The organism is Halalkalibacter lacteus (assembly GCF_036663595.1).
GTDB lineage: Bacteria > Bacillota > Bacilli > Bacillales > Bacillaceae_D > Halalkalibacter > Halalkalibacter lacteus.
This window is the reverse complement of sequence record NZ_JAWRVL010000001.1, coordinates 264,266-280,703: the sequence shown is the minus strand read 5'-3', so window position 1 is coordinate 280,703 and position 16,438 is coordinate 264,266. Positions and strand designations below refer to the sequence as shown.

The window sequence follows — 16,438 nt, the reverse complement described above, 5'->3', positions numbered from 1 at the left end:
ATAAAATAGCAAATCATGTATAATCTTCCATTTCTGTTGCATCATAAGAATGAGGTGATTCTTATGAAAAAATGGAGTATATTTCTTATCTTACTTTTCCTACTCGTAATCCCACCAGCTGCTATCGGCAGTGCAGCAGGAACTGAACTCATGACTGCTTTTTCTGTCCGAATAACAGTTGTAGAGAATGGTATGGAATACGAGTGGGAGTATGATAGTCCAAGTCATTATGAATATGAACATGGTGAGCATGTCATAAAGGGTGCAAAAGCAAAAGAAAAAGTAGAAAAAATTGTTCGCGAACTAATGCTACATGAAAAAGAAGATGTGAAAGATTTTGTGAGCAGGCTTCAAACATCGACCTACCCAGACATTGAACGTCTAGATATTCGTTATATGAACGGAGATGGTAAGTTGTTTACGTGGGTGTGGGAAGAAGAGTAGTGATTAGTTGTAAATTGATATTAGAAGAGGTTGTACAAAAAGGGAGGTTTACTCCTTTTTTGTACAACCTCTTTTTGAAAAGAGAAGAACTATAAAATTTGAGTGAAAGAAAAAGACTGCTTTGCGGTTTTTCTTAGACACACTTTTAATAAAATAAGTTGGTAATCGATTTTTGAAAGAAATACTCTCTTTCAAAGTGGAATAGGAAAAGAATCATAAAATAAGCAGGAATCTATCAGGTTAGCGGTTAAATAAATGATGATGGGGAAAAGAATTTTTAGAAGGAGTGAATCTAGTGAAAATTAGTTACCATGGACATTCAGTAGTTATGATAGAAACAAAGAAAACGAAGGTTATTATTGATCCCTTTATAACAGGAAATAGCCAGACGGATTTAGTTGCAAAAGACGTGAGTATTGATGTCATTCTATTGACGCATGGGCATAATGACCATGTCGGTGACACCGTTGAACTAGCCAAACGAAATGATGCTCTTGTTGTTGCACCATTTGAATTAGCTACATACTTAGGATGGCAGGGTGTAAAAACGCATCCAATGCATATTGGTGGTTCATACGTGTTTGAGTTTGGGATTGTAAAGTTAACACAAGCATTTCATGGCTCATCTTTTACCGTGGAGGAAGAACAAAAAATCATCTATACAGGAATGCCTGCAGGAATTTTGTTTACTGCTGAAGGAAAAACGGTCTTTCATGCAGGTGATACGGCTCTATTTAGTGACATGAAGCTTATTGGTGAGAGAAATACAATTGATGTAGCCTTTTTGCCAATTGGAGACAATTTCACGATGGGTCCAGAGGATGCAACGATCGCTGCTGAATGGCTTCAAGCAAAGCGAGTAGTTCCAGTTCATTACAATACGTTTCCAGTGATTGAGCAGGATCCAGTTGAATTTGCTGAGAACTTATCTGGGAAGAAAGGCGTCGCATTACAAGTAGGAGAATCGATTGATCTATAACGAATTTATGATGTCTAATTTTAAAAAGGGTGACTTAACGAGGCAATGTAGCCAGTTGGGTCACCTTTTTTGGGGTTTTGAGTTGGACTTATTTGGACGTTCAAATAGAAACTAGTCTAACAAGGCAGGGCTTGGTCTTTTTCTCTTTTTTGCAGCATACGCTTTACAAATGAATTGGGGAGGGGTATGAATTGAAGCAACGGTTGTTTATGTCCTTTTTGCTTTCAGCAGCGATGTTAATTTATGGGGCAGAATATTTACCATATGATGGTTCAGTCATTGACCAAATTTTTGCTTGGGCTTGGACGGTATTTGCATTGTTTGTGATTGGGGGAAATGGTCTCCATCTGTTATATCAAAAAAGACAGCAAAAACAGGTTGCTGTACCTATTCGTTACAGGCAAAAATCAAGAGAAAAACTGAGAGGATAAGTAAGAGAGCCTTGATAGTCCACATTTTCAAACGTATAATAACAGTAGTACAGAATACGAAAATCGGGTAAAACAGCCGAGTGAGGGTGTGGTGGCTATTATGGCTACAAAACATGAACAAATTTTACAACATATAACAGATTTGGATGTCGGACAAAAAATTTCCGTGCGGTTTATTGCAAAAGCTCTTGCGGTGAGTGAGGGAACAGCTTATCGTGCGATTAAAGAGGCAGAGAATCAAGGGCTTGTGAGCACGATTGAACGAGTAGGTACGGTCCGTATTGAAAAGAAAATAAAAGAAAATATCGAAAAGCTGACATATGCTGAAGTTGTCAATATTGTAGATGGACAAGTATTAGGTGGTCGTCAAGGGCTTCATAAGACGTTAAATCGCTTTGTCATTGGTGCGATGAAACTTGAAGCCATGATGCGTTATGTCGAAGCTGGCAACTTATTGATTGTCGGAAATCGTGACCAAGTGCATAAAGTTGGATTAGAAGCAGGGGCTTCTGTACTGATTACAGGTGGGTTTGGTACGAGTGCTGAAGTAATCGAGTTAGCTGATGAACTAGAATTACCGATTATTTCAACGAGCTATGATACATTTACTGTGGCGGCGATGATAAACCGTGCCATTTATGATCAACTGATTAAAAAAGAGATTGTGTTAGTTGATGATATTTTGATTCCATTTCAAGATACATTTTATATGACAACTCAAAACACGGTAGAAAAATGGCATGATCTAAATGAAAAAACAGGACATAGCCGATACCCTGTAATAGATGGGAATTTGAAAATACAAGGGATGGTTGCAGCCAAAGATGTATTAGGCGCTTCAAAACAAACACCTATTGAGAAGGTGATGACAAGTAAACCGATCACGGTACATGAACGAACATCTGTCGCAGCTGTTGCACATATAATGGTTTGGGAAGGAATTGAACTCCTGCCTGTTATTGATAATCAAAGAAAGCTTCTTGGTGTTATAAGTCGTCAAGATGTTTTGAAAGCCTTGCAAATGGTTCAGAGACAACCTCATATAGGTGACACGATTGAGGATATCGTTACAAGTCGAGTTGAAGATAAATCGAATGCAGATGAGTTAGAATTTGAATGCGAAGTAACACCGCAAATGACCAATCAGCTTGGAACAATCTCTTACGGTGTTATTACTACATTAGTTACAGAAATCGGTAGTAGGCTCATGCGTAAATACAAAAAAGGCGACCTTGTCGTGGAGAACATTACATTGTATTTTATCAAACCAGTACAAATCGAAAGTATTATCACAATTAGACCAAGAGTTCTTGAGATTGGACGCAAGCACGGGAAAATCGACGTCGAACTTTATCACAATGAGGAAATAGTTGGAAAAGCTATGATGATGGCTCAGTTGATAGAGTAGGTTTTCTAACCTCTCGATCATTTAAGCTCTTTCACTGGTAATAACTGCTAGAGGAACTTGTTTTCGTTTCTCTAGCAGTTATAAAGGGATCTAGGGGGACAAGCTCATTAATCATTTAATTGAGTGATATAGTGGCGTGATGCTCTATAGCCGTAGAAAACATTTGCGAAGCCAAGAATGGTGAAAGTGATACCGACTACAATATCAATCATGCTTCTTTGGTAAATGAGAAGGTTGGCTCCAAATGCAGTTAGAAAGAAACCAAGAGAAAGTGATGATTTTGTCTGATAGATTCGCTTTAATAATGCTTCTTTTGAACGCCATGATCTTATTTTGTTATAGATAAAAAAAACTGCAGAAATGACAATGATAATAGTAAGTAGTTTATCCATGAAGAAAAGCCTCCTTGCTTTTTTTAGAAACTATAAAAATTGAGTGAATTCAAAGAAGTATGAAAGTCTACTAAGAATAAGACCGCATTATGGTTTTTCTTAAACGATTTCTAGCTAGAAGCCATTGTATCTTGATTTGAATCTTTTTGCCAGTGGAGGATTAGTGAACAAAGATAAAAGGAGAGTGTAAATAACTGTGATCAAAAACATAATGGAGAAAATTGAACAATTCGAAACGGTTATACTTCATAGGCATGAACGACCAGACCCAGATGCACTAGGGTCACAGCTCGGATTCGCTCATATTATGAAAGAGTGCCTTCCTGAAAAGAACGTATATGTAGTAGGGGAAGAGGAACCGTCGTTAGCTTTTCTAGGTGAGATGGATACAATTTCTGATCATGAGTATAAAGAGGCAGTTGTCATCGTCTGTGATACTGCCAATACAGAAAGAATTGATGATAAACGCTATCGTCAAGGGAAGTACTTAATCAAAATAGATCACCATCCTGATGAAGAGCCTTACGGGGATCTGAATTGGGTTGATCCGTCTTTTAGTTCAACGAGTGAAATGATTGTAGAATTAGTGGAACAAGCTGGGTTACAGTTAGACTCTGAATCAGCGTTGCTTTTATATGCTGGTATTGTTGGTGATACAGGTCGTTTCAGGTATTCAAATACAACTGCAGATACGTTAAGAAGAGCAAGTTTGTTAGTTAAACAGTCGTTTGATCAGAATACCTTTTATTCTAATTTACATAAAAAAGATCTTAAGATCACTCGTCTCCAAGGGTATGTTCTTCAACATTTTTCAGTGATTGAGAACCGAGTAGGTGTGATGCGTTTAACAAAAGAAGACTTAGATCGTTTTCAGGTAACATCTACAGAATCATCACAACTAGTTAACACTTTTTCTGATGTAGAAGGACTAAAGGTGTGGGTGTTTTTTGTTGAAGATGAAGACAAAATACGAGTGAGGTTACGTTCGAAGGGGCCGGTGATTAATACAATTGCCGCAGAGCATAATGGTGGCGGACATCCAATGGCCGCAGGAGCTACTGCTTATAGTTGGCAAGAGACAGAAGACATTGTTCGAAAGCTAGTTACCGTAAGTAAATAACGACTAAGCAATAAGCGGAGTTGTTACAAATGAGGCTGACCTTTTTTAAAAGATAAACGATAAAATTTGAGTGAATTCAAAGAAGTATGAATGCTTACTCAAAGAAGGCGATGGCTCCACACAATGCGCGTCGGACGACTGTTACCCACTTTTCGTCCGACTTTACAAAATGCAGCGGTTCCGTTCATGGTTTCGTGACAATTAACCACCGGGAATGACTTTCACATAAATATGGAGAGTGGTAAATAAATGACTTTCTTCCACTTCTAACTGATACCGTTTATCGCCAACTAGAAATACTTTGTTTTCAATTGTACTGATCAAGAGATCTCTCATATTGTGAACAGTCTCAATATCTTTTCTTTTAATATCCTGTAATTCGTTTAATGCCTGTTGTTTTAAATCAAGTAAGGTTAATTGGTTTAGTTTAAGTTTTCTGACATTCGTAAATTGAATATCAATTTCTTGGACCGTTAATTTTTTTTGATTTTCCTCATTTAATTTATCTTGTTCACTTAAAAGTGCTTCAATGTCACCTCTTAAGTCATAAATCGTAGCTTCCTGTTCTGAAATTCGAAACACCAAACCTTCATATACTTGTCCATATTGATAAACGAAAAAGACCCATCCAATCAGGACTCCAAGAATCATCCCAGCAAAAAAACGCTTAACAGTTGGTCGTTCATAGATTGGAGGAACCCTCATTAGGCTAGTGCCTCCCCGACAATCCATTGGATAAGCAAAGTTCCAGCCTGTGCCCCGCATAAGGCAGCGAAGATCATAAAACCAGTTTTAAAAATATCATCATGAGTTCCATAGAAAAGTCCTCTTTCGATACTTGTTATCGCATCAAATGTTCCACCTATTGCAGCGACAATCGCCCAAATCTTTAAGCTTCCCGCTAAATCGTGCATAACAGATAAGGGGGGTTTGCCAATTAAGAAAGCACCGATGCCACCAATGATGGCCCCACCTATAATGACACCAAACGCAACAAAGAAATCAATAATCAACGTAGCAAGAAGTTCACGACTAAGCATATGGTTACACCAACTTTCATTCAATCGGATAAAAAGAGAATTGATTGTCTCTATCATTTATAAGACAAACATGAAGAAATTATGACAACTAATCGAAGTACGAAATGAGCAGCTCGTACCCAATGGTTATAAAAATGTACTATACTAGAGAAACAAAACTAGAGAAACAAACAGTGAATGTGAGGCGAGTGTTATGGAGATTGTTCATAGTCATGTATATAGTGAGTACAGTCTTCTATCATCAACCAATCGAATAGAGGCGCTTGTAAAAAAGGCAAAAGAGTTTGGCTTTCAGGCGCTTGCTCTTTGTGATCATCATGTTATGTACGGAGCGGTGCCTTTTTATCAAGCTTGTATAAAATATGAGATCAAACCGATATTCGGGTTGCAAGTAACGATTCAAATTAGTGAGAATGACTTTTCCCTTATTAGAGTCTATGCTAAAAATGAAATTGGATATGTGAATTTATTAAAACTAGCAACAAAAATTGGCCATAAACCAGGCAAACAAGCCTTTTTAACAAAAGGAGAGGTGACACCTTTATTATCAGATGTACTCGTTGTGATTCCTTATTTGAGGGGACCAATCGAAGCAGATCTCTTACAAAATCAGTTTCAAAAAGCGTTAAATTGGTTGAAGGTATGGAAGGGGGAGACTACAGATTCAGATTGGTTTTTAGAAATCCAACGGCTACACGATCAGGCGACCAAAAAGCAAGAGGCTATTAAGACGTTCTCAAAAGCAAGTGACATTGCCATGTTAGCGTCACATCCGTGTCGTTTTTTAGAAAAGCAAGATGCCACCGCATATCAGGTCGTTCGAGCGATACGTGAAGGGGTAAAAGCCGAAGATTATCCGCTTGAAAAAGAAGAAAGATCGTTTTATCTTCTTAATTCAAGTGAAATGAAGGAGAAATTTGGAGCGGAAGAACAGGCATTAGCTAATACGAACCGCTTTGCTTCTTTATGTGAGGTTCAGCTGGAACTAGGTCAACAGAAACTACCTAAATTTTCTGGCGTTCAAAATACGAACAACCTACTGCGTTCTTTGTGTGAAGAGGGGTGCAAGTTTCGTTATGGAACTAGAGGACAAGCAATAGAGGATCGATTAAACAAAGAACTATCTGTTATTGAACGAATGGGGTTTAGTGATTATTTTCTTATCGTTTGGGATTTTATGAAATTTGCTAGGGAGCAAGGGATTTTAACGGGGCCTGGAAGAGGGTCGGCCGCAGGCTCAATCGTGGCATATGTGCTACAAATTACCGATGTTGATCCACTCCACTACGATTTACTATTTGAACGTTTTTTAAATCATGAACGAGTTTCCATGCCTGATATTGATATTGATTTTCCTGACCATCGCCGCGACGAGGTCATTGAATATGTTCAAAATAAATATGGAAAAGACCATGTAGCCCAAATTCTTACATTTGGAACTCTTGCAGCTAGAGCAGTTGTAAGGGACGTGGGGAAAGTATTAGGTGTTGACAGTTACGTTATAGGTAAATTAGCAAAACAAATTCCACCAAGTCCAGGTATGACACTTGGAAAAGCGGTAGCAAGTAGCAATCAACTCGAGAAAATGATAACGGAATCAGAAGATCTTGCTGAATTATGGAACATCGCTAAACAATTAGAAGGGTTGCCACGTCATGCGTCAACCCATGCTGCGGGTGTCGTGATTAGTGCGGAACCGCTAACTGAGCTAATGGCACTACAAGCAGGTCAATCGACAATTTCACTTACGCAAGCAACGATGGATGTAGTTGAAAAAGTAGGCCTCCTTAAATTTGATTTTCTTGGGTTGCGGAATTTGACGCTGTTGGAGAATATCGCGAGTTTAATAAAACAGCAATATGGGAGACAGATTGATTTTACGAAGATTCCTTTAGACAATAAACAAACATTCCAATTACTTGGCCAAGGAGATACGACAGGAGTATTTCAGCTTGAATCGGATGGGATGAGGCAAGCTCTAAAAAGTTTACAACCAACTGAATTTGAAGACATTGTTGCAGTTAATGCACTTTATCGACCAGGTCCGATGAAATATATTCCGATGTATAGTGAAGGGAAACATGGGACAACAGAGGTTGTATTCCCTCATCCCGATCTAGAACCGATTTTAAAAAGGACTTATGGAGTCATTATTTATCAAGAGCAAATCATGGAGGTTGCCTCTTTACTTGCAGGGTTTACTCTTGCACAAGCAGATATACTTAGACGTGCCATAAGTAAGAAAAAGAAAGATGAACTAGAAAAGCAACGAGAAGCATTTGTTAGTGGAGCACGTTCAAAAGGGTATTCACAACAAGTTGCAGAAGAAGTTTATGAATTAATTGAACAATTTGCTGACTACGGATTTAATCGAAGTCATGCAGTAGCGTATAGCATGATTAGTTATCAATTAGCTTATGTAAAGGCGAATTACCCATTGGCCTTTTATACGGCGCTGTTATCAGGTGTTTGGAATAATGATGATAAATTATCCCACCACATCCGTGAATGTAAGAAAGCGGGTTATGTTGTGCTACCTCCGTCTGTTTCAAAGAGCGATATCCTTTTTTCAATTGAGAATGCAGCAATTCGCTTTGGGTTGCTGCCGATTGCACATGTTGGCTTTCATGCAGCGAAATTAATTGTACAAGAAAGAGAAAAGAAGCGTTATACAGATTTATTTAGTTTTGCGGTGCGTATTGATCAGAAGAGTGTTACCAAAAAGGCAATAGAAAATCTAATAAAGGCAGGAGCAATGGATGAATTTCACCCTGAACGAGCAACGTTGTTATATTCAGTTGAGGAAGCCCTTCGTTTTGCTGCTGAAGTAAATTCCTTTCAAGATGAGACAGAAGGGTTATTCACTCTTGATATTCAAGCACCGGATTACAAAGAAATCGAGCCGCTTTCTATTCAAGAAAAACTAGATTATGAGAAAGAGGCTTTAGGGTTTTATTTATCCGGGCACCCAATTGAAACTTACAAACAAAAGCTTGATGCTAATGAGCGCCTTCCGTTTCAAAAAGCTAAAGAGAGCAAAGGAAACGTAAGGGTAGCAGGGTTACTAACCCAAGTAAGAAGAATTAAAACAAAAAAAGGGGAATCAATGGCATTTGCTTTCGCAACAGATGAGTCAGGAAGTAGTGAATTGGTTATTTTTCCGAGGACATGGAATAAGGTAAAGGATATTGTCATGGAAGGCGAGCTTATTTTGGTTGAAGGGCGTTATGATCATTCACGTGATCGAAGTCAATTGATTGTAGAAAAAATCGTTCTCTTAAAAACATTGACGTCAAAAGAAGAAAAGGGTAAACTTTTTCTTCGAATTAGTTCAGCTTCTCAAAACTTTGATATATTAGAAAAAGTTAAAGATCTTCTTTTATCAAAAAGAGGTACTGTTCCTGTTATTTTGTATTATGAACATACAAAACAAATGAAGTATTTAACAGATGAATATAGAGTTACTCCTGACCAAGCGTTTCTATTGAAGTTGGAAGAGATGTTGGGAGAGGAAAATGTCATTTTAAAAGGATAATTGAAATATAGTCATGTCCAAAAAGTGGGGCAATGACCTGACTCATTGCTTGGGTTGTGATAAAGAGAAAAACAACTCATTATGAAATAATATTTTCTACTTTTAGACTTGGCTAAAAGAGGATTATTCTATATAATTAAGTTGTTTTAAGTGGCCAGACCAGTTGAGGTTATACTAGTAGAAAAAAGGAGAGTGTCGTTGTGGCAACAACAAGAGAAGAAGCCTTACATATCCATCGTGTAAACCAAGGGAAGCTTGAATCGAAAGCAAAGGTCGCTGTAAGAAATGCAAAAGACTTAAGTTTGGCTTATTCTCCAGGAGTGGCAGAACCATGTAAAGAGATTTTTGAAGACATTGAGTCTGTTTACGAATATACGATGAAAGGCAATATGGTTGCTGTAGTTAGTAATGGGACAGCCGTTCTTGGTCTTGGGAATATAGGACCGGAAGCTTCTTTACCTGTTATGGAAGGGAAGGCGGTTCTATTTAAATCATTTGCTGGTGTTGATGCTTTTCCAATTTGTTTACGTACAAATGACGTTGAAAAAATAATTGAAACTGTAAAACTGATGGAACCAACTTTTGGTGGTGTTAACTTAGAGGATATTGCTGCGCCAGAGTGCTTTGAAATTGAAGAACGTTTGAAAAAAGAAGCAAATATTCCAGTGTTTCATGATGATCAGCATGGAACAGCGATCGTTACACTTGCCGGGTTAATTAATGCTTTAAAAATCTCTGGGAAGAAACTGTCTGAGATCAAAGTCGTTGCTAATGGAGCTGGCTCAGCCGGAATTGCGATTATCAAACTTATGCAACGAATGGGTGTTAGAGATATTATTTTGTGCGATTCCAAAGGGGCTATTTTCGAAGGACGCGCGTATGGAATGAATGATATGAAGGCGGAAGTCGCTAAGTTTACGAATCTTGATCAACTAGAAGGTAGTTTAGCAGATGTTATAAAAGGAACAGATGTATTTATTGGAGTGTCGGTTTCAGGGGCCTTAACAAAAGAAATGATTGAGAGCATGAATCCTGACCCAATTATTTTTGCAATGGCGAATCCGACACCTGAAATTATGCCAGAAGTAGCAAAAGAAGCAGGTGCCAGTGTCATTGGAACCGGGCGTTCTGATTTCCCGAATCAAGTGAATAATGTGCTAGCTTTCCCAGGTATATTCCGCGGGGCACTAGACGTCAGAGCGACACACATTAACGAAGAAATGAAAGTCTCTGCAGTTTATGCTATTGCTGATCTGGTTGCAAAAGAAAATCTTTCTCCTGATTATGTCATACCAGGACCTTTTGATCCACGTGTTGCTCCTGCCGTTGCAGCGGCAGTAGCAAAAACGGCAATGGAGACTGGAGTTGCCAGGAAAAAGGTCGATCCAGAAGAAATTGCTAAAAAAACAAGAAAACTTGCCATCATTGGGGATGAAGAGTAATTAAATTGTTTATAACTGAGGTGAGGGTGACGTATGTCATCAGTACAACCAAAAGTCTATTTAGAAGTCATCAAACAAATTAATCAAATGATTAATGAAGATCAATTAGTAAGTGGTGACAAGCTACCTTCGGAGAGAGAACTGAGCGACCGACTCGATGTTGGTCGCTCCTCTGTTCGAGAAGCTCTGCGCGCTCTAGAGTTATTAGATTTTATCGAAACAAGGCGTGGAGAAGGGACTTACATTAAGTCTTTTGGTAGTTACAGATTAGTCGAGATTCTGTTATCATTTCTTCTTAAAGATGAGAATACCAGGAAGGAATTAACGGAAACAAGGCGAATAATAGAGCTTGAAGCACTTAGGTTGGCGTGTGAACGTATTACAAATGAGTCCGTCAGGCAGCTTGGCCAATTCATTAGTCGTGCAAAAGAAGAGTGGTCACATGGAGATTTACCAGTCGAGGAAGATTATCTGTTTCATAAAACAATCGTAGAATCTTGTCACAATCGTTTACTACTTAACTTGTGGGTATCACTGGTTGAATACAATAAAGTTGCTATTTCCCGTTCTCTTCAAAGAGAGGGACGGATGCCCGTCTCTCTCAGTGAACATGAGGAAATCTATTATGCTTTGCAGAATCGTGATTGTGAGAGGGCAACAATGGCAATGAAACAACATTTAGAGAATAGTCGTTTTTAGCTTATACTATTTAGCAAATCATGACCATAAGATGAACTAATGGACAAAGCTTAAGCGAGTGAGGTGGAAAAATGCTTAAGGATTTTTTGAAGAAAAAAAAGAGGTATGCTACGATTCCTTCAGAACGAGCGAAGCAAGAAGTACCTGAAGGACTCATGACAAAGTGCCCATCGTGTAGAACGATCATGTACACAAAAGAGTTAAAAAAGAATTTATATGTCTGTGCTTCTTGTGGGCACCATCATCGAATGACTGCTTACGAGCGGTTGGATAGTTTGTATGACGCGGGGTCGTTTGTAGAATTTGACAAAGATATGATTAGTAAAAATCCATTGAATTTCCCAACCTATGAAGAGAAGTTAGAATCAGATCGCAAGAAAACGGGTCTCAATGAAGCGATCGTTACTGGAAAGGGGACGATAAATGGCTTTGGAGCTGTTATTGCTGTAATGGATCCAAGGTTCCGTATGGGAAGCATGGGTTCTGTTGTGGGTGAAAAGATTACAAGGGCTGTGGAATATGCTATTGAGATGAATGTTCCTTTTATTTTATTCTCTGCATCAGGTGGAGCTAGAATGCAAGAGGGTGTCTTAAGTTTAATGCAGATGGCTAAGACAAGCGCAGCTTTGCAAAAACTGAGTCGCCACGGTGGTTTATTTATTTCAATCATGACTCATCCAACAACCGGTGGCGTGTCAGCTAGCTTTGCTTCATTAGGTGACTATAATTTTGCAGAACCAAAAGCACTAATTGGCTTTGCTGGTCGACGTATTATCGAGCAAACGATTCGTCAAGAGTTACCAGAAGATTTTCAGACGGCAGAGTTTCTTTTGAAGCACGGTCAGCTTGATCAAGTGGTTTCTCGCCTTGAAATGAAAGAAACGTTAACAACAATATTAGATATTCACGCTTCGTAAAGGAGGTGTACTTACATGGCAAGTGAATTAGGTTTTGAAAAACCGATCTTAGAATTGAAAAATAAAATTTCAGAGCTTCGTACATTTACGGAAGAAAAAGAGATAGATTTAACTGACGAAATCCTGAAGCTTGAAAACCGCCTGCAACAACTTGAACGTGACATATATGGTAATTTACAACCATGGGAACGAGTGCAAATAGCAAGGCATAATGAGCGTCCAACAACACTTGATTATATTGAGCAGTTATTTACCGATTTTTTAGAAATGCATGGTGATAGGTTATATGGAGACGACGCGGCGATCGTTGGTGGTATTGCGAAATACAAAGGACGTTCCGTTACCGTTATTGGCCATCAACGAGGAAAAGACACGAAGGAAAATATTCGTCGAAACTTTGGTATGCCACACCCTGAAGGGTACCGGAAAGCTCTAAGATTAATGAAGCAGGCTGAAAAGTTTAACAGACCAATTATTTGTTTCATTGATACAAAAGGAGCTTATCCAGGGAAGGCTGCAGAAGAAAGAGGGCAAAGTGAAGCGATCGCTAGAAATTTACTAGAGATGGCTGGTCTTACTGTTCCTGTTATTTGCATTGTGATTGGTGAAGGAGGAAGTGGTGGAGCATTAGCTCTTGGTGTTGGAAATCATCTTCATATGTTAGAGAACTCGACATACTCTGTCATCTCACCTGAAGGAGCTGCTGCTTTGCTTTGGAAAGATGCTTCTCTTGCTCAAAAAGCGGCAGAGTCAATGAAAATTACAGCACCTGATTTAAAAGGACTTGGTATTATTGATGAAATTATTCGTGAAGTGAAAGGTGGTGCTCATCGAGATTTAACTCAACAAGGAAAAAACATCGATCATGTGATAAATGAATCGCTTGTTCAACTGTCAGAGTTAACTGCAGATGAGCTCATTGAACAGCGCTATCAAAAATATAAAAAAATTGGACAATTTACGCATGTAAACGATGTCATTGCTGTAACTAAAGGATAAGTGCCTCCCTTCCCTAGGGAAGCACTTTTTGTTTTGGTAGTAACTGGATTGAATTTGCTAAAGTAAAGTGGTATTTTTAAAAATAGAGATAAAAATTTAAGTAGGAACATATTGAGGGTAAAAGTACACATGCTAAATACGCATTGGACTTTTTAACATATTTTTCAAAATTACTTTTAAGGAGGAAGAACATGAAGAGAATTGGGGTATTGACAAGTGGTGGCGATTCGCCAGGAATGAACGCAGCAATTCGTGCCGTTGTTCGTAAAGCAATTTATCATGAGCTTGAAGTATACGGCATTTCCTATGGTTATGCTGGCTTAATCGAAGGTGACATTAAGAAGATGGAGTTAGGATCAGTTGGCGATATTATTCATCGCGGAGGAACCATTCTGTATACTGCGCGTTGTGAAGAGTTTAAAACGCTTGAAGGTCAGCGAAAAGGGATAGAGCAATTAAAGAAATTTGGTATTGAAGGACTTGTTGTTATTGGTGGCGATGGTTCTTATCGTGGTGCACAGAAATTGACTGAGCATGGCTTTCCAACAATTGGTGTACCTGGGACAATCGACAATGACATACCGGGTACAGACTTCACAATTGGCTTTGACACAGCGCTGAATACGGTAATTGATGCAATCGATAAGATTCGTGATACAGCAACATCACATGAACGTACATATGTTATTGAAGTAATGGGGCGTCATGCTGGTGACCTTGCACTTTGGTCAGGTCTCGCTGATGGCGCAGAAACCATTGTTGTTCCTGAGGCAGACTATGATATGTCAGAAATTATTGGTCGTCTTAAACGTGGTCAAGAGCGTGGCAAGAAACATAGTATTATTGTTGTCGCTGAAGGTGTTGGTAGTGGTTTTGATTTCGGTGATAGAATTAAGGAAGAAATGAATTTGGAAACTAGAGTGACCGTTTTAGGTCATATTCAACGTGGTGGTTCTCCGACAGGATCTGACCGAGTATTGGCAAGTCGCTTAGGAGCGAAAGCTGTTGACCTGCTGATAGAAGGCAAAGCTGGAGTAACGGTAGGAATTGAGAAAAATGAACTTGTTTATCATGATATTAACGAAGCTTTATCTCGTAAGCATACGATTGATATGGATATGTACAAGCTTTCTCAACAACTATCAATTTAAGAACATATTTTGAATGGTTTATAAACAAGTTTAAAATAATGAATAAAAGCCTTTTCTTTATGAGAAAGCTCAATCATAATTAAAATAAATAACTATCCTGTAGGAGGAAAATATGCGTAAAACGAAAATAGTATGTACCATTGGTCCAGCAAGTGAGACGATTGAAAAGCTTGAAGCTCTTATTGAAGCGGGAATGAACGTTGCACGATTAAACTTTTCACACGGAGATTTTGAAGAGCATGGTGCGAGAATCCGTAATATCCGAGAGGCTGCTGAAAAAACAGGAAAAACAGTAGCAATCTTACTCGATACAAAAGGACCTGAGATTCGTACACAAACGTTAGAAAATGGAGTGGCAGAATTAAAAGTCGGAGATGATCTAATTCTTTCTATGACAGAAGTCGTTGGAACGAACAAAAAGATCTCAGTTACATATCCTGGTCTTATTCACGATGTCGCACCTGGTTCAAAGATTTTACTTGATGATGGATTGATTGGGCTAGAAGTGACGGAAGTCGGTGATGGTGAGCTTGTCACGAAAGTATTAAATAGTGGTACACTAAAAAATAAAAAAGGTGTAAATGTCCCGAATGTAAGCGTGAATCTACCTGGTATTACAGAGAAGGATGCTGAGGATATTAAGTTTGGGATCGACCAAGGTGTAGACTTTATTGCAGCTTCATTTGTACGTAGAGCAACGGATGTTCTTGAAATTCGTGAACTCCTTGATAACCATGGTGGAAACGAGATTCAAATTATTCCTAAGATTGAGAACCAAGAGGGCGTTGATAATATTGACGAAATTCTTGAAGTATCAGACGGGTTAATGGTGGCTCGTGGTGACCTTGGTGTAGAGATCCCAGCTGAGGAAGTTCCTCTTGTTCAAAAAGTATTAATTAAAAAATGTAACGCAGTTGCAAAACCGGTTATTACGGCAACACAAATGCTTGATTCTATGCAACGTAACCCAAGACCAACTAGAGCAGAAGCAAGTGATGTTGCGAATGCAATCTTTGATGGAACGGACGCGATCATGCTTTCTGGTGAAACGGCTGCAGGTGATTATCCTGTTGAATCTGTGCAAACGATGCACAATATCGCAACACGTACAGAGCAGGCGTTAAATTATAGCGCGATGCTCAGGAAGAAAACAAGAGAAGAAGTAACATCAATTACAACAGCAATTGGTCAATCGGTTGCACATACAGCTTATAATCTTTCAGCTGCAGTTATACTATCAGCAACAGAAAGTGGGTATACAGCACGCGTTGTTTCCAAATACCGTCCGAAATCACCTATCATTGCGGTAGCGAGTAATCCAAAGGTAATTCGAAAGCTCAACCTAGTTTGGGGCGTTACACCAATTCTTGGAAAAGAAGCGTCGTCAACTGACGAAATGTTTGAATCAACGATTAATACGGCACTTGAATCTGGTTCTATATCACAAGGGGACCTAGTTGTAATTACAGCAGGTGTACCAGTAGGTGAATCAGGTACAACTAACATCATGAAAGTACATGTAATCGGAGAAGTAATCGCAAAAGGTCAAGGGATCGGTCGTCGTTCAGCAGCTGGACGAGTTGTTGTTGCTAAAACGGCTCAAGAGGCTAATGAAAAGACAACTGAAGGATCGATTTTAGTAACGTATAGCACAGATAAAGATATGATTCCCGCCTTTGAAAAAGCGGCTGCAGTCATAACAGAAGAGGGTGGATTAACGTCTCACGCTGCTGTTGTCGGACTAAACTTAAGCACGCCAGTTATTGTAGGCGTTGAAGGTGCTTTGACTTTGTTTGAAGATGGAGAAGAGATTACGGTAGATAGTGCTCGAGGCGACATTTACAGAGGTCACACTAGTGTACTATAATGAGTAGGAAGGAG

The 16,438-nt window shown here is 38.9% G+C and carries 15 protein-coding genes; 12 read left to right on the top strand and 3 right to left on the bottom strand.

The window, feature by feature from the left end:
- The first annotated feature begins 63 nt into the window (after window positions 1–63).
- From SAZ04_RS01325 to SAZ04_RS01310, 4 genes are all read left to right on the top strand, one after another.
- Window positions 64–444 carry a hypothetical protein gene (locus tag SAZ04_RS01325; protein WP_332689833.1) on the top strand — a complete coding sequence of 127 codons (381 nt, stop codon included), beginning with the start codon at window positions 64–66 and terminating at the stop codon, window positions 442–444.
- A gap of 295 nt (window positions 445–739) precedes the next feature.
- On the top strand, window positions 740–1,423 hold the full coding sequence (locus SAZ04_RS01320; RefSeq protein ID WP_332689830.1) for a metal-dependent hydrolase: 684 nt from the start codon (window positions 740–742) through the stop codon (window positions 1,421–1,423).
- Window positions 1,424–1,614: 191 nt separating this feature from the next.
- Window positions 1,615–1,854: a hypothetical protein gene (locus SAZ04_RS01315; protein WP_332689827.1), complete on the top strand. Its 240-nt coding sequence runs from the start codon at window positions 1,615–1,617 to the stop codon at window positions 1,852–1,854.
- 100 nt (window positions 1,855–1,954) lie between these two features.
- Window positions 1,955–3,262, top strand: a complete 1,308-nt coding sequence (locus tag SAZ04_RS01310; protein ID WP_332689824.1) for a CBS domain-containing protein — start codon at window positions 1,955–1,957, stop codon at window positions 3,260–3,262.
- A gap of 107 nt (window positions 3,263–3,369) precedes the next feature.
- Here the strand turns inward: SAZ04_RS01310 and SAZ04_RS01305 are convergent, their stop codons facing one another.
- On the bottom strand, window positions 3,370–3,654 hold the full coding sequence (locus tag SAZ04_RS01305; protein WP_332689821.1) for a YtpI family protein: 285 nt from the start codon (window positions 3,652–3,654) through the stop codon (window positions 3,370–3,372).
- A gap of 196 nt (window positions 3,655–3,850) precedes the next feature.
- Here SAZ04_RS01305 and SAZ04_RS01300 point away from each other — a divergent pair, with 196 nt between their 5' ends.
- The gene (locus tag SAZ04_RS01300) at window positions 3,851–4,774 is read left to right on the top strand and encodes a DHH family phosphoesterase (protein WP_332689818.1); all 924 of its coding nucleotides are present in this window, start codon (window positions 3,851–3,853) and stop codon (window positions 4,772–4,774) included.
- A 201-nt stretch (window positions 4,775–4,975) separates the two neighbouring features.
- Here SAZ04_RS01300 and ytrI read toward each other — a convergent pair whose 3' ends face one another.
- Window positions 4,976–5,479, bottom strand: a complete 504-nt coding sequence (gene ytrI / locus SAZ04_RS01295; RefSeq protein WP_332689815.1) for a sporulation membrane protein YtrI — start codon at window positions 5,477–5,479, stop codon at window positions 4,976–4,978.
- The gene (ytrH, locus tag SAZ04_RS01290) at window positions 5,479–5,814 is read right to left on the bottom strand and encodes a sporulation membrane protein YtrH (protein WP_332689812.1); all 336 of its coding nucleotides are present in this window, start codon (window positions 5,812–5,814) and stop codon (window positions 5,479–5,481) included. The genes ytrI and ytrH overlap by 1 nt, the downstream gene beginning before the upstream one ends.
- 193 nt (window positions 5,815–6,007) lie before the next feature.
- On the opposite strand from ytrH, the gene dnaE reads away from it, so the two are divergent.
- The 7 genes from dnaE to pyk all read left to right on the top strand — a co-directional run bounded on the left by dnaE (window position 6,008) and on the right by pyk (window position 16,424).
- Window positions 6,008–9,349 carry a DNA polymerase III subunit alpha gene (dnaE, locus tag SAZ04_RS01285; RefSeq protein WP_332689809.1) on the top strand — a complete coding sequence of 1,114 codons (3,342 nt, stop codon included), beginning with the start codon at window positions 6,008–6,010 and terminating at the stop codon, window positions 9,347–9,349.
- A 200-nt stretch (window positions 9,350–9,549) separates the two neighbouring features.
- Complete coding sequence (ystJ, locus tag SAZ04_RS01280) at window positions 9,550–10,791, top strand: NADP-dependent malic enzyme (protein ID WP_332689805.1); 1,242 nt, start codon at window positions 9,550–9,552, stop codon at window positions 10,789–10,791.
- Window positions 10,792–10,824: 33 nt separating this feature from the next.
- Window positions 10,825–11,490 (top strand): FadR/GntR family transcriptional regulator, encoded by a 666-nt coding sequence (locus SAZ04_RS01275; protein WP_332689802.1) that lies wholly within the window; start codon window positions 10,825–10,827, stop codon window positions 11,488–11,490.
- A gap of 71 nt (window positions 11,491–11,561) precedes the next feature.
- Entirely contained in the window at window positions 11,562–12,407 is an 846-nt protein-coding gene (accD, locus tag SAZ04_RS01270; protein WP_332689799.1) for an acetyl-CoA carboxylase, carboxyltransferase subunit beta, read from the top strand.
- Window positions 12,408–12,422: 15 nt separating this feature from the next.
- Window positions 12,423–13,406 carry an acetyl-CoA carboxylase carboxyl transferase subunit alpha gene (gene accA, locus SAZ04_RS01265; RefSeq protein ID WP_332689796.1) on the top strand — a complete coding sequence of 328 codons (984 nt, stop codon included), beginning with the start codon at window positions 12,423–12,425 and terminating at the stop codon, window positions 13,404–13,406.
- 191 nt (window positions 13,407–13,597) lie between these two features.
- The gene (gene pfkA / locus SAZ04_RS01260; RefSeq protein ID WP_332689793.1) at window positions 13,598–14,557 is read left to right on the top strand and encodes a 6-phosphofructokinase; all 960 of its coding nucleotides are present in this window, start codon (window positions 13,598–13,600) and stop codon (window positions 14,555–14,557) included.
- Between the two features lie 112 nt (window positions 14,558–14,669).
- Window positions 14,670–16,424, top strand: coding sequence for a pyruvate kinase (pyk, locus tag SAZ04_RS01255; protein WP_332689790.1), 1,755 nt, complete (start codon window positions 14,670–14,672; stop codon window positions 16,422–16,424).
- The last annotated feature ends 14 nt before the right edge of the window (window positions 16,425–16,438 follow it).